Source organism: Proteus columbae (genome assembly GCF_009914335.1).
Taxonomy (GTDB): domain Bacteria; phylum Pseudomonadota; class Gammaproteobacteria; order Enterobacterales; family Enterobacteriaceae; genus Proteus.
This window is the reverse complement of record NZ_CP043925.1, coordinates 3,971,312-3,993,533: the sequence shown is the minus strand read 5'-3', so window position 1 is coordinate 3,993,533 and position 22,222 is coordinate 3,971,312. Positions and strand designations below refer to the sequence as shown.

21 protein-coding genes and 1 tRNA gene are annotated in these 22,222 nt (G+C 38.6%); 14 read left to right on the top strand and 8 right to left on the bottom strand.

What is annotated here, in order from left to right:
• Window positions 1-44: 44 nt before the first annotated feature.
• The gene (gene pckA / locus F1325_RS18555) at window positions 45-1,664 is read left to right on the top strand and encodes a phosphoenolpyruvate carboxykinase (ATP) (RefSeq protein WP_100158537.1); all 1,620 of its coding nucleotides are present in this window, start codon (window positions 45-47) and stop codon (window positions 1,662-1,664) included.
• A 172-nt stretch (window positions 1,665-1,836) separates the two neighbouring features.
• On the opposite strand, the gene F1325_RS18550 is transcribed toward pckA, so the two are convergent.
• Window positions 1,837-2,538, bottom strand: coding sequence for a pirin family protein (locus F1325_RS18550; protein WP_109374170.1), 702 nt, complete (start codon window positions 2,536-2,538; stop codon window positions 1,837-1,839).
• Window positions 2,539-3,080: 542 nt separating this feature from the next.
• The gene (locus tag F1325_RS18545; protein WP_160230820.1) at window positions 3,081-4,289 is read right to left on the bottom strand and encodes an NAD(P)/FAD-dependent oxidoreductase; all 1,209 of its coding nucleotides are present in this window, start codon (window positions 4,287-4,289) and stop codon (window positions 3,081-3,083) included.
• Window positions 4,290-4,598: 309 nt separating this feature from the next.
• On the opposite strand from F1325_RS18545, the gene pitA reads away from it, so the two are divergent.
• The gene (gene pitA, locus F1325_RS18540; protein WP_109374172.1) at window positions 4,599-6,098 is read left to right on the top strand and encodes an inorganic phosphate transporter PitA; all 1,500 of its coding nucleotides are present in this window, start codon (window positions 4,599-4,601) and stop codon (window positions 6,096-6,098) included.
• A 67-nt stretch (window positions 6,099-6,165) separates the two neighbouring features.
• On the opposite strand, the gene uspB is transcribed toward pitA, so the two are convergent.
• Window positions 6,166-6,498, bottom strand: a complete 333-nt coding sequence (gene uspB, locus F1325_RS18535; RefSeq protein WP_160230819.1) for a universal stress protein UspB — start codon at window positions 6,496-6,498, stop codon at window positions 6,166-6,168.
• Window positions 6,499-6,904: 406 nt separating this feature from the next.
• Between uspB and uspA the strand changes: the two genes are divergently transcribed.
• Together uspA and gdhA are read left to right on the top strand one after the other, a co-directional pair.
• Entirely contained in the window at window positions 6,905-7,336 is a 432-nt protein-coding gene (gene uspA, locus F1325_RS18530) for a universal stress protein UspA (RefSeq protein WP_023583131.1), read from the top strand.
• A 254-nt stretch (window positions 7,337-7,590) separates the two neighbouring features.
• Entirely contained in the window at window positions 7,591-8,931 is a 1,341-nt protein-coding gene (gdhA, locus tag F1325_RS18525) for an NADP-specific glutamate dehydrogenase (RefSeq protein ID WP_109374174.1), read from the top strand.
• Window positions 8,932-9,007: 76 nt separating this feature from the next.
• Here gdhA and rsmJ read toward each other — a convergent pair whose 3' ends face one another.
• The gene (rsmJ, locus tag F1325_RS18520) at window positions 9,008-9,754 is read right to left on the bottom strand and encodes a 16S rRNA (guanine(1516)-N(2))-methyltransferase RsmJ (protein ID WP_160230818.1); all 747 of its coding nucleotides are present in this window, start codon (window positions 9,752-9,754) and stop codon (window positions 9,008-9,010) included.
• A gap of 3 nt (window positions 9,755-9,757) precedes the next feature.
• A complete protein-coding gene (gene prlC / locus F1325_RS18515; RefSeq protein ID WP_160230817.1) occupies window positions 9,758-11,800 on the bottom strand; it encodes an oligopeptidase A in 2,043 nt (680 codons plus the stop codon).
• 241 nt (window positions 11,801-12,041) lie between these two features.
• Between prlC and F1325_RS18510 the strand changes: the two genes are divergently transcribed.
• The 5 genes from F1325_RS18510 to F1325_RS18490 all read left to right on the top strand — a co-directional run bounded on the left by F1325_RS18510 (window position 12,042) and on the right by F1325_RS18490 (window position 15,887).
• Window positions 12,042-12,136: transfer RNA gene (locus F1325_RS18510), tRNA-Sec, on the top strand.
• Between the two features lie 172 nt (window positions 12,137-12,308).
• On the top strand, window positions 12,309-13,343 hold the full coding sequence (locus F1325_RS18505) for a virulence RhuM family protein (RefSeq protein WP_160230816.1): 1,035 nt from the start codon (window positions 12,309-12,311) through the stop codon (window positions 13,341-13,343).
• Window positions 13,344-13,415: 72 nt separating this feature from the next.
• Window positions 13,416-13,892, top strand: a complete 477-nt coding sequence (locus F1325_RS18500) for a hypothetical protein (RefSeq protein ID WP_160230815.1) — start codon at window positions 13,416-13,418, stop codon at window positions 13,890-13,892.
• 371 nt (window positions 13,893-14,263) lie between these two features.
• A complete protein-coding gene (locus F1325_RS18495) occupies window positions 14,264-14,545 on the top strand; it encodes an Arm DNA-binding domain-containing protein (RefSeq protein WP_348272623.1) in 282 nt (93 codons plus the stop codon).
• A gap of 424 nt (window positions 14,546-14,969) precedes the next feature.
• Window positions 14,970-15,887, top strand: coding sequence for an Abi family protein (locus F1325_RS18490; RefSeq protein WP_160230814.1), 918 nt, complete (start codon window positions 14,970-14,972; stop codon window positions 15,885-15,887).
• Window positions 15,888-16,186: 299 nt separating this feature from the next.
• On the opposite strand, the gene F1325_RS18485 is transcribed toward F1325_RS18490, so the two are convergent.
• Together F1325_RS18485 and yajD are read right to left on the bottom strand one after the other, a co-directional pair.
• Window positions 16,187-16,549, bottom strand: coding sequence for a YibL family ribosome-associated protein (locus F1325_RS18485; RefSeq protein ID WP_109374178.1), 363 nt, complete (start codon window positions 16,547-16,549; stop codon window positions 16,187-16,189).
• 97 nt (window positions 16,550-16,646) lie between these two features.
• Window positions 16,647-16,994, bottom strand: a complete 348-nt coding sequence (gene yajD / locus F1325_RS18480; protein ID WP_006534437.1) for an HNH nuclease YajD — start codon at window positions 16,992-16,994, stop codon at window positions 16,647-16,649.
• Between the two features lie 182 nt (window positions 16,995-17,176).
• Between yajD and F1325_RS18475 the strand changes: the two genes are divergently transcribed.
• Together F1325_RS18475 and F1325_RS18470 are read left to right on the top strand one after the other, a co-directional pair.
• Complete coding sequence (locus F1325_RS18475; RefSeq protein ID WP_109374179.1) at window positions 17,177-17,710, top strand: DUF2058 domain-containing protein; 534 nt, start codon at window positions 17,177-17,179, stop codon at window positions 17,708-17,710.
• Window positions 17,711-17,811: 101 nt separating this feature from the next.
• The gene (locus tag F1325_RS18470; protein WP_160230813.1) at window positions 17,812-18,294 is read left to right on the top strand and encodes a cold-shock protein; all 483 of its coding nucleotides are present in this window, start codon (window positions 17,812-17,814) and stop codon (window positions 18,292-18,294) included.
• 10 nt (window positions 18,295-18,304) lie between these two features.
• Here F1325_RS18470 and F1325_RS18465 read toward each other — a convergent pair whose 3' ends face one another.
• Window positions 18,305-19,021 carry an RluA family pseudouridine synthase gene (locus F1325_RS18465; protein WP_109374181.1) on the bottom strand — a complete coding sequence of 239 codons (717 nt, stop codon included), beginning with the start codon at window positions 19,019-19,021 and terminating at the stop codon, window positions 18,305-18,307.
• A 125-nt stretch (window positions 19,022-19,146) separates the two neighbouring features.
• On the opposite strand from F1325_RS18465, the gene F1325_RS18460 reads away from it, so the two are divergent.
• From F1325_RS18460 to F1325_RS18450, 3 genes are all read left to right on the top strand, one after another.
• Window positions 19,147-19,392, top strand: coding sequence for a DUF2543 family protein (locus F1325_RS18460; RefSeq protein ID WP_036914285.1), 246 nt, complete (start codon window positions 19,147-19,149; stop codon window positions 19,390-19,392).
• A gap of 197 nt (window positions 19,393-19,589) precedes the next feature.
• A complete protein-coding gene (locus F1325_RS18455) occupies window positions 19,590-20,330 on the top strand; it encodes a MurR/RpiR family transcriptional regulator (RefSeq protein WP_109374182.1) in 741 nt (246 codons plus the stop codon).
• Window positions 20,331-20,664: 334 nt separating this feature from the next.
• Window positions 20,665-22,221: a PTS transporter subunit EIIC gene (locus tag F1325_RS18450; RefSeq protein ID WP_109374183.1), complete on the top strand. Its 1,557-nt coding sequence runs from the start codon at window positions 20,665-20,667 to the stop codon at window positions 22,219-22,221.
• The last annotated feature ends 1 nt before the right edge of the window (window position 22,222 follow it).

The following is a 22,222-nucleotide window of genomic DNA, read 5'->3' as shown; positions in this document are numbered from 1 at the left end:
CTTAATATTATTCGTAGAAAGGTCTATTTATCAGGAGCGAAACTATGAGCGTTAAAGGTCTTACCCCTAAGGATCTCCAGCAGTACGGTATTAAGGACACGAGTGAAATCATTTATAACCCAAGTTATGAGCTGTTATTTAATGAAGAAACCAAGCCTGGATTAACAGGTTACGAGCGAGGCACACAAACCTCGTTAGGCGCTATTGCCGTTGATACAGGTATATTTACTGGACGTTCTCCGAAAGATAAATACATTGTTCGTGATGATGTTACTCGTGACACCGTATGGTGGGCTGATCAGGGTAAAGGTAAGAACGATAATAAGCCACTTTCACAAGAAGTGTGGACTGACTTAAAATCATTAGTAACCAATCAGCTATCAGGCAAACGTTTGTTTGTTGTCGATGCATTTTGTGGTGCGAATGCGGATACACGTTTGAAAGTTCGTTTTATCACAGAAGTTGCTTGGCAAGCGCATTTTGTTAAAAATATGTTTATTCGTCCTGAACAAGAAGAGCTGGAGAATTTCACACCAGACTTCATTGTGATGAACGGAGCGAAATGTACAAATCCAAATTGGAAGGCGCAAGGTCTGAATTCAGAAAACTTCGTTGCTTTCAATTTAACTGAACGCATTCAGTTAATTGGTGGTACTTGGTACGGTGGCGAGATGAAGAAAGGTATGTTCTCTATGATGAACTACTTCCTTCCTCTTAAAGGCATGGCTTCTATGCACTGCTCCGCAAACGTTGGCGAAAGTGGTGATGTTGCTATTTTCTTTGGTCTATCAGGTACAGGTAAAACAACTCTTTCAACCGATCCTAAGCGTAAGCTAATTGGTGATGATGAACATGGTTGGGATGATGACGGTGTGTTTAACTTTGAAGGCGGTTGTTATGCGAAAACAATCCACTTATCAAAAGAAGCCGAACCTGATATCTATGGTGCAATTAAACGTGATGCACTGTTAGAAAACGTGGTTGTGTTATCTGATGGCTCTGTTGATTTCGACGATGGTTCGAAAACAGAAAATACCCGTGTTTCTTACCCTATTTATCATATTGATAATATCGTTAAACCCGTTTCCAAAGCAGGTCACGCTAAGAAAGTTATTTTCTTAACAGCGGATGCTTTTGGTGTGTTACCTCCTGTTTCACGTTTAACACCAGAACAGACGCAATACCACTTTTTATCAGGTTTCACCGCTAAACTTGCGGGAACTGAACGTGGTGTGACTGAGCCAACGCCAACATTCTCGGCTTGTTTTGGTGCGGCATTCTTATCTCTGCACCCAACACAATACGCTGAAGTATTGGTAAAACGTATGCAAGCATCAGGTGCAAAAGCCTACTTGGTTAATACAGGTTGGAACGGGACAGGTAAGCGTATCTCTATTAAAGATACACGCGCTATTATTGATGCCATCTTAAATGGTGATATTGATAAAGCACCAATGAAAACACTGCCAGTATTTGATTTAGAGATCCCAACCGCACTGCCAGGCGTTAACAGTGAAATATTAGATCCTCGAGATACTTATGCTGATAAAACGCAATGGGATACCAAAGCAGACGATCTTGCCGATCGCTTTGTGAAAAACTTTGATAAATATACGGACACCCCAGCGGGTCAAGCGTTGACTAAAGTTGGGCCAAAACGTTAATTTTTATTAGCATGAATAAAAACACCAAACTCATAGGATGTTTGGTGTTTTTTATTTGAGATCTTTGAGATAAAAAAAATCCCTGAAATGCGAGAAGATTTCAGGGAATAGAAAGAAAATAAAGTGAAATTGTTTATTAGAGAAAAAGTGACTTTAGAGGGTGATAACCCAACTATGCTGTTACTGGAGGTAAATCAAACAGTAAAATTTCACTGTCCTCATCACCAACGAAACGGATCATATCTTCATTTGCGATAGCCACACCATCACTGGTGGTCGCAATTATGTCATTAATCGTTATTTTGCCTTTCACAACTTGTAGCCAAACATTGCGTCCTGTTTCTGCCTGATATTGTGCTTCTTCACCTTTTTTCAGGTTCCAGCGCCATAACGTCATATCTTGAAAGACTTTTAAAGAACCATCACGGGCATCTGGCGATAAAATAAGCTGTTTGCTCACTGTTGTATCAAAACGACGTTGATCGTAACGTGGTGTGATACCGACAGTGTTTGGCATAATCCAAATTTGGTAAAAATGCAGTCCTTTATCACTATTTGGATTATATTCTGAGTGAGTAATACCTGTACCTGCACTCATTATTTGAAACTCACCAGCGGGAACATTTTCTTTATTACCCATGCTGTCTTTATGCTCGATATTACCTTCAAGCACATAGGTTAAAATTTCCATGTCTTTATGTGGGTGAGTACCAAAACCTTCACCGGGTATTACGCGATCTTCATTAATCACTCGTAGTGCAGAAAATCCCATAAAATCACGATCGTAGTAATTTGCGAAAGAGAAGGTATGCCAGCTATCTAGCCAACCATGATTAGCGTGTCCTCTTTCATTTGCTTTGCGTAGATAAATCATAATGTGTTTCCTTCTCTGAAGTTGTTGAACACAGTTTACTCAATAGCGCAAAGTAAAAAAGCGGAGGAATTTAACCTGAAGATCCAAATAATTTGAATAAGAGAAAACAAAAACATCGAATAAGTTCTAGAAAAGAAAAAGCCAGCACCCGGCTGGCTAAAATAAAACACTGGAAGCAATGTGAGCAATGTCGTTCTTTCATATGACCCTGAAGGTGGTGCATCTGAAAGTGTTATTGATGATAATAGTTCTCAGTATCATTTGTAAAGCCCTTTTTTTAAGCAAATTAGAAAAAAGCGCTAAAAAAGTTTTAACTCACTGATTAAAGAGTTGTTTTATTTTAATAATTTTTTAAAACAGTAATATAACCAAATAGTTAACAATATTCTTTATGGGGTCATTTATAGGAAAAAGAAGAAAAAATGTGGTATAGAACCAGAGGAAAGGAAGGGATATAAGGTATTTTGAATCTCTATCGAGAAATACAAGAAGAAAAAGCCATCACTGATTGATGATGGCTGGCTTTTATTATGTGTAATTTATCAGTTTGTTGATTTTGGTGTTGAAATAAGGCTCTGCGCACAGGCATAAGCCGAACTCCACGCCCATTGGAAGTTATATCCACCTAACCAACCTGTGACATCAACCACTTCCCCAATAAAATAGAGTCCTTTTACTTTTGTGGCTTCCATTGTTTTAGAGGAAAGGGCACGGGTATCTACGCCACCTAGTGTGACTTCTGCGGTGCGATATCCCTCAGTACCATTAGGTTGAACTTGCCATTCTTGTAATAACGTTGCAATTTGCGTAATACGTTCATTACTAAGTTGGGTCAGGGAAACATCAGGTAACTGTTTATTTTCTATCATTATTTCAATAAAACGCTTTGGTAATAAGCGGGAAAGTGTATTTTTTAATAATTGATTCGGATGCTCTTGACGTTTTTCTTGGAGAAGACTTTCAAGATCAATGCTTGGAAGTAAGTTAATACTTACATACTCTCCAGCTTGCCAATAACTAGAAATTTGTAAAATCGCGGGACCTGAAAGACCACGGTGTGTAAAAAGAATATTTTCTTTAAAGCTTGTCCCATTTTTTGCCGTCACAATGGCAGGTACAGCTACGCCAGATAGTTGGCTTAATTGCTCAAGTTGGGGTTTATGCAGAGTAAAAGGCACTAAACCTGCGCGAGTGGGTAAAACAGAAAGTCCAAATTGTTCTGCAACTTTATAGCCAAAAGGAGTAGCTCCTAAACCAGGCATAGAAAGACCACCACTGGCAATGACCACCGAAGGTGTTGTGATAGTTTTTCCATCAACAAAAATAGTAAAGCCCACATCCGTTTTCTCTATTTGCGTGACTTCACTACGTAAGCGAACACTTACTTTCCCTTTTTGACATTCAGTGAGTAATAAATCAACAATTTGCTGTGCTGAATCATCACAAAATAGCTGTCCTAGCGTTTTTTCATGGTAGGCAATGTTATGTTTTTGCACTAATTCAATAAAATCCCATTGTGTATAGCGAGCAAGTGCTGACTTACAGAAATGAGGATTCTCTGATAAGTACGCTGAAGGTTCGATATACATATTGGTGAAATTACAACGGCCACCACCTGACATTAGAATTTTACGGCCCGCTTTTTTGCCATTATCGAGGACTAAAACAGATAATCCTGCTTGTCCTACTAAAGACGCACAAAAAAGCCCCGCGGCACCTGCACCTATAATTACTGTATCGTATGATCCCACAATGATGTCTCGTTCTTGGTTTTCTCTGACAACTTAATCAATGATTTTCGCGTAAGATCAGAGTATTTTTGTAAAATTATATGGAGAAATCTGCATTTTTCACCTAAATTCTTATTAGCAAGGAAAAAAATTGTCAGAAATTTACTTTTTTTTTATTTTTATTAATTAAATGATATATAAGGAATTATCTTAAAAAGGTTCTAATTTTCTTGGTTATCAAATCAAAAAAAGGTTAAATTTCGCTTCCACCGTTCGCATTTGTCGCTGATAATGCGCCGCGTTCATGTCCAACTAACTGGCTTAACGTCTATGCTACATTTGTTTACTGACCTAGAATTTCACACAGGTTTGATGTTGGTTTTAGCACTGTTATTTGTGCTATTTTATGAAGCTATTAACGGCTTCCATGATACCGCAAATGCGGTAGCAACTGTTATCTATACTCGTGCTATGCGTGCGCAATTTGCGGTCGTGATGGCGGGTGTATTTAACTTCCTTGGAGTTTTGCTCGGTGGATTGAGCGTAGCTTATGCTATCGTTCACTTGTTACCGACAGATCTTCTGCTGAATGTGAGCTCAGCTCATGGCCTTGCCATGGTCTTCTCGTTGCTGTTAGCCGCCATTATCTGGAACTTAGGTACATGGTATTTCGGCATTCCAGCATCAAGTTCACATACGCTGATAGGTGCTATCATTGGTATTGGTTTAACAAATGCTATCGTGACAGATTCGTCTATCGTTGACGCATTAAACATACCAAAAATGATCAGTATCTTCCTATCACTCATTCTTTCACCAATTATCGGCTTGGTTATTGCAGGTGCGATGATTTTCTTACTGCGCCGTTACTGGAGTGGTACGAAAAAACGTCGTCGTATTCACCTGACACCTGCTGAACGTGAGAAGCAAGATGGTAAGCGTAAGCCGCCATTTTGGACCCGTACTGCACTGATTTTATCTGCAGTTGGGGTGAGTTTCTCTCATGGTGCAAATGATGGGCAGAAAGGTATCGGTCTTATCATGTTGGTATTAATTGGCGTTGCGCCTGCGGGCTTTGTCGTCAATATGAGTGCAAGCGGATACGATATCACCAAAACTCATGATGCAGTTGTGCACTTACAACAATATTATGAGAAGCATCAGCCAGCACTACAGCATGCTATTGATAATACACCAGTAGTACCAGCACAAGCTGATGCTAGTGATACAGATTTCCATTGTAATAGCGCAAGAACGCCAATTGTTCTGAATCAAACAGAACAGATGCTTGCAAATATTAGCTCTTATGATGAGCTAACTGCAGACCAACGTGCTCAAATGCGTCGATTACTTATGTGTATCGCTGATACCGCAACAGAAGTGGCTAAATTACCAGAAACTAGCGCCCAAGATGCACGGTTCTTAAAAACATTGAGTCGTGACCTGCTAAACACCGTGGAATATGCTCCGATTTGGATCATTATCGCAGTGGCATTAGCGCTCTCTATCGGGACAATGGTAGGTTGGAAACGCGTTGCAGTAACGATTGGTGAGAAGATTGGTAAGAAAGGTATGACTTATGCTCAAGGGGTTTCTGCGCAAGTAACAGCAGCGGTATCCATTGGTGTAGCAAGTTATACGGGTATGCCTGTATCAACAACACAAGTTCTGTCATCTGCAGTTGCAGGTACGATGATTGTTGATGGTGGTGGTGTTCAATCGAAGACGGTGAAAAATATTGCACTGGCTTGGATCTTAACATTACCAGTTAGCATTGGTTTATCAGGTTTACTTTATTGGATATCACTTACATTTATTGTGAATAGCTGATAACAATAATTACCTAAGTTTGTTTATAAACGGTGACTTTTTAGTCACCGTTTTTTGTTTTTGTCACTTACCAAAAAAGCATGGCAATTAAACTTGCGACAGCCAAAATACAAAAACGGCTAACAAGATAAAATTGCCGATAAATTCGCTCACAACGCATAATGACTTCAGGATTATGATGACTGACGTATTGGCGTTGGTTGATATAGCGAATTAGTCTTAGTTGTTTTGAAAATTGTCCGTGCATAGTAAAAAATCCATTGCCATCGACAGATTGGTAGAGCAAAGGATCAGATTGGCGCAATATCGTGAGCAATACCCTAATAGATGAAAAATAACGCATCATATTAATCAGGCAAAGAATACATAGCGCCCAAAAGACAACAATGACATTAAACATAATCCCCTCCCTAGAATAATAGATTCTGAGATGAGAAAACCTTTACCAATAAAGGTTACTTTTTTCTCTAATTTAAGTTTAGGTGAAATTAAGCAATAAACAAAAGTGACTTTTTCAAGTTGTTTCCTTTTTCAGAAAAAAAGATAAAAAATAACTCTAAAAGGGTGTTTTTGTTGTTTTTTATACTCAATTCTCATTATTATGATGATATTGTCGGTGAATGACATCGTGCTAATGTAAAATGGTGTATATTGTTATTTATCGATAGATGCTTTCTTGATGAATTTGACATAAGTTGTGATCAAGGCGACATCTAATTTTCATCTTAAAACGTTATATTTAATACATAGGATTTAGGCTTAACAGCCTTTCCAACCGATTAATCAGCTTATGGAAGGAGTTCACGATGGCTTATAAGCATATTCTAGTGGCAGTTGATTTATCCCCTGAGAGTAACGTCTTAGTACAGAAAGCTGTATCTATGGCAAAACCCTATAATGCCAAAGTTTCCTTAATTCACGTTGATGTTAACTACTCTGATCTTTATACCGGTCTAATTGATGTCAACCTCGGTGATATGCAGCAACGTATTACTGATGAAACCCGTAATGCGTTAAAAGACCTCTCTGATAAATCAGGTTATGAAATTCAGGAAACCCTGAGTGGTAGTGGTGATTTAGGCCAAGTTCTGGTTGATGCGATTAAGAAATACGATATGGATTTAGTCGTTTGTGGTCATCACCAAGACTTTTGGAGCAAATTGATGTCATCAGCACGCCAACTAATTAATACTGTGCATGTTGATATGCTAATTGTTCCTCTGAAAGATGATGAATAATAATCGCTTGCTTGTTTAAGCAAAAAAATGCCTGCTTATGCAGGTATTTTTTTACCTAAAATTCCTATTTTTCCTGCTTTTAAACTGAGTCAACCTTTTTTTTTTGTCTAATTATGAAAAAAATGTCTTGAAGTGTGAATGTATTTTAATGATATATTCAAGAAGCAAAACAACATCAACCTCACAAAACCCAAAAATATTCCGAATAAATGAGGTTATGCCAACATCACATTACACAAAAAAGGAATAGCTGAATGAATATATCTGGCTCATTATCTTCGTTTTTAGAAGGGGTAGAAAAATATAACGCTCATCAACCTGAGTATCATCAGGCGGTTCGTGAAGTTTTTACCACTTTGTGGCCTTTTTTAGAGAAAAACCCACAATATCGTGAACAATCATTACTTGAGCGCTTAGTTGAGCCTGAACGTATTATCCAGTTTCGCGTCTGTTGGTTAGATGATAAAGGGCAAGTACAAGTTAACCGTGCATGGCGTATCCAATTTAACTCAGCCATTGGACCTTACAAAGGTGGTATGCGTTTTCATCCATCAGTAAATCTTTCTATCCTAAAATTCTTAGGTTTTGAGCAAACATTTAAAAATGCATTAACTACATTGCCGATGGGAGGAGCCAAAGGCGGTTCCGATTTTAATCCTAAAGGTAAAAGTCATGGGGAAGTAATGCGTTTTTGTCAGGCACTGATGACGGAACTCTATCGCCATTTAGGCGCTAATACGGATGTTCCTGCTGGTGACATTGGTGTGGGTGCACGAGAAGTCGGCTTTATGGCAGGCATGATGAAAAAGCTGTCTAATAGCAATGAATGTGTATTTACAGGTAAAGGTCTTTCATTCGGTGGCAGTTTAATCCGTCCAGAAGCTACTGGGTATGGTTTAGTTTACTTTACTAATGCGATGCTTAAACGTCATGGTATGTCTCTTGAGGGAATGCGTGTAGCGGTTTCTGGCGCGGGTAACGTCGCACAGTTCACTATCGAAAAATGTTTAGAGTTAGGCGCTAAAGTAATAACAGCATCAGATTCAGGTGGTACTGTGGTTGATGAAGCTGGATTTACTACTGAAAAACTCGCTCGACTCACTGAAATTAAAAATAATTATGGTCGTGTTGAAGAGTACGCAAAAGAATTTAGCTTAACGTATCTTGAAGGGCAACAACCTTGGGCTGTTCCTGTTGATATTGCTTTGCCTTGTGCAACACAAAATGAGTTAGATTTGGAAGCGGCTAAAATACTTATCAAAAATGGTGTGAAAGCCGTTGCTGAAGGCGCGAATATGCCAACAACCATTGCTGCAACAGATGCCTTTACTGAAGCGGGTGTCCTGTTTGCGCCAGGTAAAGCTGCTAATGCTGGTGGTGTTGCAACCTCTGGTTTAGAGATGGCACAGAATGCGGCACGTTTAAGCTGGAAAGCGGAGAAAGTGGATGCTCGCTTACATCACATTATGTTAGATATTCACCATGCTTGCGTGAATTACGGTGGTGAAGGTAAGCAAACTAATTATATCCAAGGCGCGAATATTGCAGGCTTTGTTAAAGTCGCTGATGCAATGCTGGCACAAGGCGTTCTGTAAATTTTATCTATTCTGAACGGGTGTTTAACACCCGTCAGATTTAAAATTTATTTATTTTTTCCTAATGTGTAAGTGATTACACACAAGGATAAATATCAAAACGGTGATTTTTTGTAGTTACATTGGCGTGTGCGGGCTGATTATTTAATGGTTTTGCATAATCAGGGCGTTTTACCACAACCCTTTTTTTAGCTAACGTAATTGCTGGTTCTAATAGTGCATCTGCATCTTCATCGGCACCTACTAAAGACTGAAATACTCGCATCTCTTTTTTCACTAATGCGCTTTTCGCTTTATGTGGATACATAGGATCAAGATAAACTACATCGGGTGCTGGTGTGATTTCTGTCAGTGCTTGAGCTGAAGAGGCGTGGATCAGTGTCATACGTTCTTGCATCCATTCACCAATATCAGGATCAAGATAAGCTCGTTTTAAGCCGTCTTCAAGCAACGCTGCGACAACAGGATGGCGTTCAACCATTCTCACCTTACAACCAATAGAGGCCAATACAAACGCATCACGACCAAGTCCCGCTGTTGCATCAACTACATCAGGTAGATAGTCTTTTTTAATGCCGACCGCTTTTGCCACTGCTTCACCTCGACCACCGCCAAATTTACGACGATGCGCCATGGTGCCTTCCACAAAATCGACATAAATACCACCCAATTTAGGTTCATCTTGTTTGCGTAATTCAAGGTGAGTAGGTGTTAACACTAATGCCATAATTTGCGTTTCATCGTGAACTAAGCCCCAACGTTGCGCTAAATCAGATAAGGCGCTGTTATCAGCGCCTTCTTCACAAAGTAAACAGATATTCACATATCATCCTTTAATGCCGTAGCCTTTGAGCATAGCATCAAGTTTCGGCTCACGACCACGGAAGCGTTTGAACAGCTCCATTGGCTCTTCTGAACCACCACGAGTTAAAATATTATCAAGGAATGATTGACCCGTTTCGCGGTTAAAAATGCCTTCTTCAGAGAAACGAGAGAATGCATCTGCTGCCAGTACATCAGCCCATAAATAGCTGTAATAGCCTGCTGCATATCCACCTGCAAAGATATGGCTAAAGGCGTGAGGAAAACGCGCCCAAGGTGTAGAAGGAACCACGGAAACTTTCTCTTTCACACTGTTTAAGATTTCCATAATACGCGCTCCTTTAGATGGATCATATTCAGCGTGTAAACGGAAATCAAACAGACCAAATTCCAGTTGACGTAACACAAACATCGCTGACTGATAATTTTTTGCTTTAAGCATATTATCAAGCATTGCCTGTGGTAATGGTTCACCAGTTTCATAATGACCCGAAATAAAGGCTAACGCTTCTGGCTCCCAACACCAATTTTCCATAAATTGGCTTGGTAATTCAACAGCATCCCAAGGCACGCCATTAATGCCTGCAACATCTGCCGTATCAATCTGAGTTAACATGTGATGTAAGCCGTGACCAAACTCATGGAATAGAGTGGTTACTTCATTATGAGTAAACAGTGCTGGTTTATCGCCTACTGGCTTATTGAAGTTACAAGTGAGGTAAGCAACGGGGTTTTGTAGTGAGCCGTCAGCATGACGCATTCTTCCTACGCAATCATCCATCCACGCGCCACCACGTTTGTGCTCGCGTGCATATAAATCAAGATAGAAGCTACCACGTAAAGTGTTGCTTTCATCATAGAGCTCAAAGAAACGGACGTCATCATGCCAAGTTTCGATGTCGTTACGTTCTTTGGCTGTTAAACCATAGATACGATGAACGACTTCAAATAAACCACTTAAAGCACGTTGTTCAGGGAAATAAGGGCGTAACTGTTCATCATCGATTGAGAATAGGTGTTGTTTTTGCTTTTCGCTGTAATAAGCCAGATCCCACGATTCGAGTTTATCAACACCATAGTGTTCTTTTGCAAATTGAGTGAGTTCTGCTAATTCTTCTTCACCTTGTGGATGAGCGCGTTGGGCTAAATCAGTTAAGAAGCTAATTACTTGCTCAGGAGACTCTGCCATTTTAGTAGCAAGAGATTTTTCAGCATAATTTTTAAAGCCTAGCAGTTGAGCGAGTTCATGACGTAACGCTAAGATTTCCGCCATAATTTCACTGTTATCCCACTGACCTGCATTTGGACCTTGATCAGAGGCGCGAGTACTATAAGCAATGCTCATCTCTTTTCGCAGTTCACGGTTATCTGCGTAAGTCATAACTGGTAGATAGCTTGGCATATCAAGTGTTAACAGATAGCCTTCTTGCTCTTTAGCTTGCGCAATTGCTTTTGCTGCATCAATCGCACTTTGTGGCATACCAGATAGATCGTCTACATTGGTAATTAATTTAGACCAACCCATTGTGGCATCTAATACGTTATTGCCGTATTTCGCACCTAATTCTGACATACGCGCACTTATTTCACCAAAACGCTGTTGTTTCTCTTTTGGTAAACCGATGCCTGATAATTCAAAATCACGCAGTGCATTTTCAACCGCTTTTTTCTGAGGTTGAGTTAATGTGTTGAAATCTGCACTCTCTTTAATTGATTTATAAGCTTGATATAAACCTTCGTGTTGCCCCATCCAAGTACTAAATTCAGACAATAGCGGTAAGCTTTGTTCATAGGCTTCACGCAGTTCTGCACTATTTTTAACTGAGTTTAAATGGCTAACAGGAGACCAAACTCGAGACAGTTTATCGCCAGCTTCTGCTAACGGTTGGCAAAGGTTATCCCAGTTAAATTGAGTATTATCAGCCAATAATTTTTCAACTGTTTCACGGTAAGTTGCTAAGACTTCTTTAAGAGCGGGAACAACGTGTTCTGGTTTGATAAGGGAAAATGCAGGTAATCCCGTTGTGCTAAGTAATGGATTTGACATAAAAAACATCCTGTATTTGGGTTTACAGTGGCGTAAAACACGCCACTGAGTTTATTCGTTATAGAGAGTAAGATGAGGATGAAACCGCATAAGTTCAATAGTATCGCGGTAATTATCCGAGGTTTTACTCAAAAATGGGATTATTTTATTTGAAAGAGCTTTTATTGATTTGATGCACTTGGGATTAAAAATAATTCAGCGTATAATCATCCCGTTATTTCCTTTTGACCCATTCAAAAATGGAAGATCATCGTCCCCGGTGGGGCGGCTGGACTTCAAATCCAGATGGGGCCGCCAGCGGTCCTTGGCAGGTTCGACTCCTGTGATCTTCCGCCAATTCTTATTCAATTAACCTTCTTATAAAATCGTTTTTTGCGCCTTTATCATATTGTTTTTCAGAAAAATAGTACGTTTGTTATCTATTTATAAGCGCCCTTATCTTTTTGTTAAACATGGTATATTGTTGTTCATAGTTTATGCATAACGTATAGAGAGTGGAGACAATTTGATGAGCGAAAATCTTCCTGAAGCGCCACTGGGTGAATTTGTTTTGTTCCGCAGCGAAGATGGTCAAACTCGCGTCGAATGCCGCTTTGAATCTGATACGCTGTGGTTATCTCAGGCTGAAATTGCCAATCTTTATCAGGTAACACCGCAGGCAATAACTCAACATATTAAAGCTGTCTACGAAGAAGGCGAACTTGTACAAAATTCAACTTGTAAGTCTTTCTTACAAGTTCGACAAGAAGGCAATCGGCAGGTTAATCGCAATACGCTGCATTACAACCTTTCAATGATCCTCGCCATTGGCTACCGCGTCCGCTCAGTTCGCGGTACTCAGTTTCGCCAGTGGGCAACGCAAACTTTAGAACAGTATCTGATCAAAGGGTTTGTGATGGATGATGAACGTCTGAAGAATCCGCCTATCGGTCAATCAGTCGTGCCGGATTATTTTGATGAGATGCTCGAACGCATTCGTGATATTCGAGCCAGTGAGCGACGGGTATATTTACGGGTGAAAGAGATCTTCACCATGGCAGCGGACTATGAGCCTTCCAATAAAGAAACAATTCGTTTCTTCCAATCCATTCAAAACAAACTGCATTTTGCTTGTACGGGAATGACTGCCGCCGAGCTTATAGCCAGTCGCGCAGATGCCAGTCAGCCAGATATGGGCTTAACAAGTTATAAGTCCGGCGAAGTGCGTAAAACGGATGTGACGATTGCGAAAAATTATCTACGTGAAAATGAACTCAAAGAATTAAACCGTATCGTCAATATGTGGCTCGACTTTGCTGAAGACCAAGCACTGCGCCGTAAGCAGGTTTTCTTACAGGATTGGGATACTAAGCTGGATCAGTTTTTAAGTTTCAATGACCGTGATGTATTGCAAGGTGCTGGTGGGGTTAGTAAGAAAGCAGCTGACGAAAAAGCTAAAGAGATATTTGATATTTTTGCTCAAAAACGTCGACAGTTAAAAGAAGCCGAAGGGGCGAGGGCAAATATTGCGGTGCTGAAAGACTTACTGAAAACAAGTAAATAAAAGAAGCCGCTTGCTAGTTTTTGGACAATGTTTTGCTCCCTAATCTTCTATTAGGATAACTAAGGGGTTGAAATGGGTAAGTTACTACACACACAAGCTTATGAATCTTTCAAGTTGCTGGAAGAACAAAAATATGAAACAAGGGCAACTCATATTTTCAATTGTGAACCAAGTTTGGCAGTGTTTTTGTTATGGTGCAACATTGAGGTACTTCTCCGATTAAATAAATATTATGACAAAATTCAAGATCCTTGGCCTGATAACTTATCATTTATCCACGCTAATTGGAGGCCTTTGAAGCATATTAAAGGAATAAATATTGATGCATATAATGCAATATTTGTCGGTCCAAAATCACTCTGGAAAATAAGGAATAAAATAGCGCATACAGGTAAGTTTATCGAAAAGTATGAGGTTGAGTATTTTGTAGAATATGCCAAATTTGTTATTGATTGCCTCAACTCAGGACTTCCTAAAAGGAGCGATTTCTTAACTAAAAAAAGAATAGTGATGCACAAAAGAATAGAGGAAGGAAATGATTTTTTCTAAAAGCCTACCACTCAAAAACCAATCTGGGGCATTAATGGGGGCGCTGATATTTATCCAATGCAGTAAATTTATTTAATATCAATGTCATTACCCATCAAATACGACTCCTGTGATCGCCACTCAAGTTCAATACATCTCCAATGAAGCTAATTAAATCTATAGTCAACTCAGTTCAACTGGTTACCTCACATTCGCTTCTAAATTGGGGGGGTATTTAAGTATAGTATATCTTGTACCCCAAAATTATCATTTTCTTTGTAACAGGTAGAGCTTACAGAGTTTTTGTTATGGCTCTGAGTAATATAAAAATTAAAACAGTGAAGTCGCTCGATAAGTAGCCCTACAAACTTTCTGATTCAGTTGGGTTATATCTGAGCGTTAATCGCAATGGTTCTAAATATTGGAGAATGAAGTATCATTTTGTGGGTAAAGAAAAAATTCTTTCCATTGGTGTTTACCCGCAAGTGACATTAGCGGAAGCAAGAAATCAACGTGATGATGCGAAAAAATTGTTAGTTCAACATAAAGATCCAAGTGAGCAAAAGCAATTAGCACGTTTAGAAAAGCACTTAGCCTCGAAAAGTACTTTTGAAGCAGTAGCTCGTGAATGGCACACCTCTAAAAAGGATCACTGGTTATTATGTTATCATTAAGTAGTGATAAATATAGATGTTAAAGATTAACAAATCCTAATTTATTTCTAATACCTCAATCCTAAATTTTCCTACAATTTTATTTAAATACGCGCAGAAAATCATACAAATAGCACAAATTGCTAAAGCACTATATATGCGAACGGTACACATAGTTATAGCTATATATCTTGTGTTTTCGTTCAAAACCAAATAAAGATTTATGAATGTCTGTTGTTTATCGACCTAGACAACATAAAGATATCGGGTATTATTAGTGCCAACAGTGCCCCTCATAGTCCCTACGCAGAACGGAGAAATCTGGTTTGCGATACACTTGGGGCTTTCTTTTATCTGCTACCGGATAAATCATCTTAACATCATGTTTCCTCTAAAACCTCACCTAACGTATACCGACCAAATAGTAAAGCTAGAAAAGCGAGGTATGAGTTTCGATGGCTTATCACATGAACAGGTAGTAAAGAAAATAACGAATATTGGTTATTACCGACTCTCTGGGTACTGGTATCCATTCAGAAAACTTAAAATAATTCCACCAGAATCACCTCTTGAAGCTAGACGAGAAGAAAATTTCAATGAGGGAACAACTTTTATCAAAGTATATAAAAGTTACCTATTTGACGTAAAACTAAGAACTATTATTTTTTACGGTATTGAGCGCATTGAGACCTTTATTAAAGCTAAACTAGCTTATGAACTAGGTAAAATAGCTCCTACCATTCATCAAAGTAAAGATATTATCCAACACCAACATTCCAATAATCATGATGTGTGGTTAGATAAACTTGATACGCTCATAGATAGAAATAAGGACAAAGACTGTATTCGTTGGAACTTAGAAAAATATGGCGAAATTCCTATATGGGCAATTGTTGATATCTGGGATTTTGGTACGATGTCTAAGTTATATGGAATGCTGGATGATAAATATAAGTATCAAATTTGTAAGTCTTTAGGGTTTGATAAGCCTAATTCTTCCGGAGTTAAATTAGGATTAAAGACAGCACTTGAACATTTAAATATCGTTAGGAACAGATGCGCGCATCACTCAAGACTTTGGAATACTGATTTTTCAGGGTCAAAAATTTCTATCGATATACTTGATAACATTGATCACAGAGCAACACAACTTACCGATAAAAGTCCTGAATTATCACGTATGGCTGGGATCATATACTTAATATGGAGCTTAACAAAACGTATAAGCTGTAATTCATTATGGTTAAAAAGTATGAGTGACCATATAGAAGCCCATACAGAAATTATCTCTTTCAATGCTATGGGATTCAATAATAATGACATTACTGGCCTAATATCATTGCTTGAAAAAGAATCAATATAACTATCAACTTTTTTCTGTATTTGTCACCATCTTTGCAGCAATACCTTTGTGATGCTTCCACTCTGAATAGATATCTTTATCCCATGCTTTAGTAGCTTTTATCTGATAGCTAGCCTCGTTTATCTATTCAGCTATAATGCGTCCGCTCAGTTCGCGGTACTCAGTTTCACCAATAGGGTAATCAGGCAGGGTTAATAAGAAAGCTAAGGATAACTGACGGTTCATAACAACGAAAAGTATATTAAGAACCAGCCAGTATTAGTCGGTCTTTGCAGGTTTTAGTCGGAGTAATTTTCTAACTAGAAATCAGTCTTAGAAAAACCAGTCATACTATCTAGCCCCATTTCTCGGCCTAATGCTGTCATTGGATGGACAATGATCAAGCCTCGTACGGCTTTCTTCAGCTTGCCAATATCAGCTTGTTCTTTCTTAGTAATGGAGCGTTTGAATGGCATATCTTCTAATTTCTGTGCTTCTTTACTTAGTTTATTGCTACGTACTTCTTTCAAACGAACGATTTCAGTTTCCAGTTCTACTTTTTCTTTCTCAAACTCTGCGTATTTTTCCGCTTCATCTGTCAGCGAGATATTTGCCATCTTGTGGCGAATAAGGTCTAAACGGTCGCTAAGGAGTTTGATTTTTGCTTTTTCGATTTCTTTCATTATTAATTAACCGTGAACAAATTTCTTGTTGGCAAGTATACACCATTCTGCATAGGAGCATGAAAAGGGGGACGGATTAAAGCAGACATCACATTCATTATTTTTTTTTGTTCAGCATCGACTTTAAATCAGCAAACGGGTTATAGGTTGCAGCGCCTACATCGTCTTGTGCATCTTCACCCGCGACAACGGTTGTACCGTATTGGTCTGCTTCTGTATATTTAGAGTGTTCATGATCATGGCAAAACAGACACAATAACTCCCAGTTACTGCCATCTTCTGGGTTATTGGTATGGTCGTGATCAATATGATGAACGGTTAATTCACGTAGATTGGAATAAACGAACTCACGAGCACAGCGCCCACATACCCACGGATAGATTTTCAGCGCTTTTTCACGGTAGCCACTTTCCAACCGTGCATAGTTTTTGGGGATCAGAGCCATTGTTATTACCTGTTATAAGAGAAAGTTTGACGATAGTTTTTCCAATATACTCTGAATGCACTCATTGGTTCAAATCTCACAAGGCCTATTTCCTCTAATAAACTACCACTCTCACAATCTGATGCACTCTTGGAAATTACAGGTATAATTTCATAACTTATTGAGCAGACTTAGGCATAAAAATGGCAAAACTTACCTTACAAGAACAAATGTTAAAAGCAGGGCTTGTGACCAGTAAAAAAATGGCGAAAGTTCAAAGAACGGCGAAAAAATCACGCGTTCAGGCACGAGAAGCAAGAGAAGCCGTGGAAGAAAATAAAAAAGCCCAACTTGAACGCGATAAACTGCTTAGTGAGCAACAAAAACAAGCAACTTTATCTAAAGAGTATAAAGCGCAAGTTAAGCAACTTATTGAGATGAATAGAATTACGCCAGCAAAAGGCGATATTGATTTTAACTTCACTGACAATAATGTGATTAAAAATATCGTAGTGGATAAACTGACACAATCTCAATTGATTAATGGACGTCTCGCCATTGCTCGTCTGGATAGTGCAGATAAAACTGAATATGCGATTATTCCAGCAAGTGTTGCGGATAAAATTACACAAAGAGATGTGGACTGTATCTTGTTAAATAACGCACTTAGCGAAACAGAACAAGATGAAGACGATCCTTATGCTGATTTTAAAATCCCAGATGATTTGATGTGGTAATAAGCAAAGTAGCTTATTACCTCAAAGACATAGTCTGTATAAGCATTGTGCTTTATACTGCATCTGGAAATTTTTGTAGATAAACGATTAAGTAGGCGATAATGGCAATGAACGGAATAATCACAAAGTGGTTTGAAGATAAAGGTTTTGGATTTATTAAAGATGAAAACGGTGATAACCGTTATTTTCATGTGATTAAAGTTGCCAACCCTGCTTTGATAAAAACAGATGCAAATGTCACGTTTGAACCAACCACAAATACTAAAGGTCTATCTGCTTACGCTGTGAAAGTGATCCCAGACAGCAAATATGTCTATATTGCAGGTGAGCGAGTTAAACTGACATCCATTAAATCATTTCGAATTTATAGTGAAGATGTGCCCGCAGATACGCATATCAATAAAGAAAACACCGTACTTTCTGTCGGTACTTTAATGAATAGCATCAGACCAAAATCAGCGGATGACGCCAATAATATGCGCACGTTGAGAAAGCTTGCGATCACCACTATGCATGGAACAGAAATTGTTTTTACTGAAGATGAACTTAATATCGATGAAACCGTGAAAGCACTTAAACTGTAAATATCGATATTTAAAACGGGCTCTCGCAGCGCGCTTTTATTGGTGCTTGGCTAATGGGATGAACAAAATGAAGTTCACTCGCATGAAGCATAAGTCGCGGAGTCCGTTCAGTTCCTTCTATTCCTTCAATTAAATCTCCGCCGCACCCACCATATAAATCACAACCTAAAATAGGATGCCCTATAAACTGGCTGTGAATACGAAGTTGATGAGTTCTCCCTGTTTCAGGCATAAATTGTACTCGCGTTAAAGGCAATAACGTTCCATCTTCTAACGTATGATAAAAACGCTCAATAACGTGGTAGCGAGAGCGCGCTGGTTTGCCATTAATGGGGCTAATCGACATACGTGGGAACAGAGCCGGATCTTTTGCAATCGGCGCATCGATTATTCCTTCATTATCATCTAAATGCCCGCACAGTAGCGAGCTGTATACTTTGGTTACACTGCGCTGGCTAAATTGCTGACACAAAAGAGCATTAATTGCTTTATTGCGTGCGACAACCATCAGCCCAGATGTGCCAAAATCAAGCCGATGAACAAGAGTACATCCCGGAAATAGCTTCACTAATCGATAATGCACTGAATCTAAATTTTGTGGATTCTTTCCTGACAGACTGAGTAGCCCTGTTGGCTTATTGATAAGCACTAAGTGCTCGTCTTGATAAAGGATCTCGATTTCATCATGGCAAGGTGGGGCAATAAAAGTATCGATAATCGTAGACATCAGCTTATCCGTAGAAAAAGAAGGAAGTGGATGATAGCGAATTTTAGGTTAACAGGCGAATGTAGAGATATACTCTTAGTAACTTGAATATGACGAGTATAAATGTTAATCCCTGAGGACAACCGATGAACAATGACATTCATTTTAAATATTATGACATGGTAGAAGAGTATGCGATGGAATCGATAGAGCCTGTTGCTGAGGCGGAAGAAGATGCGCTGGCTCTCTACTTCCAGTTACTACTTACACGATTAATGAATAACGAAGAAATTAGCGAAAACGCACAGCAAGAGATGGCAAAAGAAGCGGGTATTGATAAAAAACGCATTGATGATATCGCCATGTTTCTTAATCGCTGGGGTAACGAATAATACGTATTGGGCTCATTAAAAAATGGGCTCAATATTATCCTAATTCACAAAATGTCACTCTGATCCTACATAACTGTATGATTTAACGTATACTCGTTATGCACTTTATTTCACATAAACTCGTAAAAATAACCGAACTGCTTTTTTGATGTTTGCTGTTTTCATTAGATATTTTAGATTAATTTATTGGGTGAGATATGCTGGATTTTTTAAAAAATTATGACAATTTGACGATCAGCGAAAAGAAAGTATTAAAATATCTCACCGATAATATTGCGGATATTCCGTATTTAAATATTAATGATTTAGTCGCCAAAACCTTTGTATCAAAAACGGTTATCATTAATTTATCGCAAAAATTAGGATTTAGTGGATTTAAAGAGCTTAAGTTCCAAATTAATAATTATATTTTGACGAAAAATAAAGTCGAAAAAACGAATGCGGCATCTTATAAAAAACAATTAGAAAAAAACATTCATAAAACATTTACCTTAATTAATGAAGAACAAATTCAGGAGTGTGCAAAAACCTTACGCCATTCTAGGAATATTTTTATTGTTGCAAGAGGTACAAGCAAAGCCGTAGGGTATTATCTTGAACACCTATTGTTTGCATTAGGTCTGCATTGCTTTTTTATTAATGATTACAACTTATCTGATTCGTTTACACGTCTTGTTAATGAAGACGACACGGTTATCTTTATCTCTCTTTCTGGTGGCACTAAGAAAATCATCGAGACAGCAAAAATCGTGCAGCTAAAAGATGCTAACATCATTAGTATGACAGCATTTAATACCAATGAATTAACCACTTATGCAACTCATGCTCTATTTTGTTTTGCTGATAATCATGATACTAAAAAAGATGATACCAAATCACGAATTGGATTTTTTATGCTGGTGGATTTACTGATTAATGAGTTAGAAAATCTGCTTTAAAAAGGGATAATAGAGCTTATATGATTTATTAAATACTCTTTTTAATTATTAAAACGTGAATAATATTAATATATCTTGTTAGATTAATCGTTATTTATTCTAAAATGGCTTTTCTTTTCAATCTTACTTCTCAGCCCTAAAATAAATATTATTTAATAGAATAAAATAATTTATTCATTGTTCTTTATTACATCGATAATTAACAAAAAGACCTAAGTCATAAAATATGACCTGAGATAATATTTAAAACCAGCGCGTCATTCATTTCCTATAATCCCTAAGATAGAGTACCTCTGTAATTCTTTTATATTCGAGAAGTCATAAGGAAAAAAATATGGCCAGGAAAAAGTTCAGCGAATCTATTCAGCGCTTTGGTAGAACCCTACTTCTACCTATCGGCGTATTGGCACCAATCGGTATGATATTGGGGATCAGTGGTGCTTTAGTTCAGTCTTATATGATTGCACGCTTTCCTTTCTTAGGAAATGAAACCGTCAACGCATTGTTAGTGAGTATCCGTTCTATTGCGGGCGTTGTGTTTGACAATATCCCTCTCTTATTTGCAATGGGTGTGGCATATGGTATGAGCCACAAAGATAAGGGGATAGCGGTCTTTGCCTCTGTTGTCGGCTATTTAACCTTGATAAGTACTATCAATATCTGGCTGGTATTGACAGGAAAACTTGCTGATCCTGCGATTATGACGCAAGTGGGGCAAATCAAGGTGCTTGGTATCCAAACCATGAATATCAGTGCAGCAGGGGGGATTATCACGGGATTAATCGCCGCATGGGCAACGGATAAATTCTATAACCTGGAATTACCAACTGCATTTGCTTTCTTCTCAGGGAAAAAATCTGTCGCCATTATTATGGTCGGATTGATGATAGGCGTAGGCGCATTATTGCCATTTATTTGGGAAGTATTAGTCATGGGCTTAACTAAGCTCTCGGCTGTCTTCTTAAGTCCTGTCGGGCCTTTCTTTACCGCGGGTGGTGAACGTCTATTTATTCCATTTGGTTTACACCATGTTTGGAACGTTCTGTTTAGATTTACCGAAGCTGGTGGCTCTTATGTTATTGAAGGTCAAACCTATGTGGGTGTTGTACCAGCAATGACCGAAGTATTGTTTAATCAAGGACCAAGTAGTGAATATTGGGCAATGATGCCAAGCCTAACGCGCTTTATGGCTCAACAACAAATGTTGGTTACGTTGTTCCTATTCCCTGCGATTGCATTAGCAATTTATAAAACCTCGAAGAAAGAAAATCGCGCTGAAGTTAAATCGATGCTGGTGACGATGGTCTTAACGGCAATGTTAGGTAACGTTACTGAGCCACTTGAATTTACTTTCGTCTTTATCGCGCCGTTACTCTACTTAATTTACGCGATTATCGTCGGTATTGGCGCTGTTCTGCTCTCTTTTGCGGGAGTTGCGATTGGTTATATTCGAGGCACAGTCTTTGACTTCACCATCTTTGGTTTGCTGTACGAACATACTAACTGGATCTTCTTAGTGTTGATTGGTAGCGCACTGGCTGTTGTGACCTACTTTATTTTCTACTGGGCTATCGTCAAATTTGATATCAAAACACCAGGTAGAGAAGAATCAAGCAATATGAAAAATACGTTAATCAAAGAAAAACGTTATGGCGAAATTGCAGAAATTCTTATTCAAGCGTTAGGTGGCAAACAAAATATTCGTAATGTTGATAACTGTATTACACGATTACGTATCGATATTAATGAAGTTAATCAAATAGATAAAGAGTTAATGTTAGAGTCTGGCTGTACAGCATTCTTCTTTCCGGCAGCAAACCATGTCCATGTCGTTTATGGCCCTAAAGTCGAATTTGTTCGCAATGCTGTTGATGAAGCAATGAAGAAATAAA

Coding starts and splice junctions, on each gene's coding strand:
- F1325_RS18505 (WP_160230816.1), top strand. CDS start 12,309: ATGAGCGAAAATCTTCCTGAAGCGCCACTGGGTGAATTTGTTTTGTTC.
- F1325_RS18460 (WP_036914285.1), top strand. CDS start 19,147: ATGAACAATGACATTCATTTTAAATATTATGACATGGTAGAAGAGTAT.
- uspB (WP_160230819.1), bottom strand. CDS start 6,498: ATGTTTAATGTCATTGTTGTCTTTTGGGCGCTATGTATTCTTTGCCTG.
- F1325_RS18465 (WP_109374181.1), bottom strand. CDS start 19,021: ATGTCTACGATTATCGATACTTTTATTGCCCCACCTTGCCATGATGAA.
- F1325_RS18450 (WP_109374183.1), top strand. CDS start 20,665: ATGGCCAGGAAAAAGTTCAGCGAATCTATTCAGCGCTTTGGTAGAACC.
- F1325_RS18470 (WP_160230813.1), top strand. CDS start 17,812: ATGGCAATGAACGGAATAATCACAAAGTGGTTTGAAGATAAAGGTTTT.
- uspA (WP_023583131.1), top strand. CDS start 6,905: ATGGCTTATAAGCATATTCTAGTGGCAGTTGATTTATCCCCTGAGAGT.
- F1325_RS18550 (WP_109374170.1), bottom strand. CDS start 2,538: ATGATTTATCTACGCAAAGCAAATGAAAGAGGACACGCTAATCATGGT.
- F1325_RS18455 (WP_109374182.1), top strand. CDS start 19,590: ATGCTGGATTTTTTAAAAAATTATGACAATTTGACGATCAGCGAAAAG.
- F1325_RS18475 (WP_109374179.1), top strand. CDS start 17,177: ATGGCAAAACTTACCTTACAAGAACAAATGTTAAAAGCAGGGCTTGTG.
- prlC (WP_160230817.1), bottom strand. CDS start 11,800: ATGTCAAATCCATTACTTAGCACAACGGGATTACCTGCATTTTCCCTT.
- yajD (WP_006534437.1), bottom strand. CDS start 16,994: ATGGCTCTGATCCCCAAAAACTATGCACGGTTGGAAAGTGGCTACCGT.
- pckA (WP_100158537.1), top strand. CDS start 45: ATGAGCGTTAAAGGTCTTACCCCTAAGGATCTCCAGCAGTACGGTATT.
- F1325_RS18485 (WP_109374178.1), bottom strand. CDS start 16,549: ATGAAAGAAATCGAAAAAGCAAAAATCAAACTCCTTAGCGACCGTTTA.
- F1325_RS18490 (WP_160230814.1), top strand. CDS start 14,970: ATGAGTTTCGATGGCTTATCACATGAACAGGTAGTAAAGAAAATAACG.
- F1325_RS18500 (WP_160230815.1), top strand. CDS start 13,416: ATGGGTAAGTTACTACACACACAAGCTTATGAATCTTTCAAGTTGCTG.
- gdhA (WP_109374174.1), top strand. CDS start 7,591: ATGAATATATCTGGCTCATTATCTTCGTTTTTAGAAGGGGTAGAAAAA.
- pitA (WP_109374172.1), top strand. CDS start 4,599: ATGCTACATTTGTTTACTGACCTAGAATTTCACACAGGTTTGATGTTG.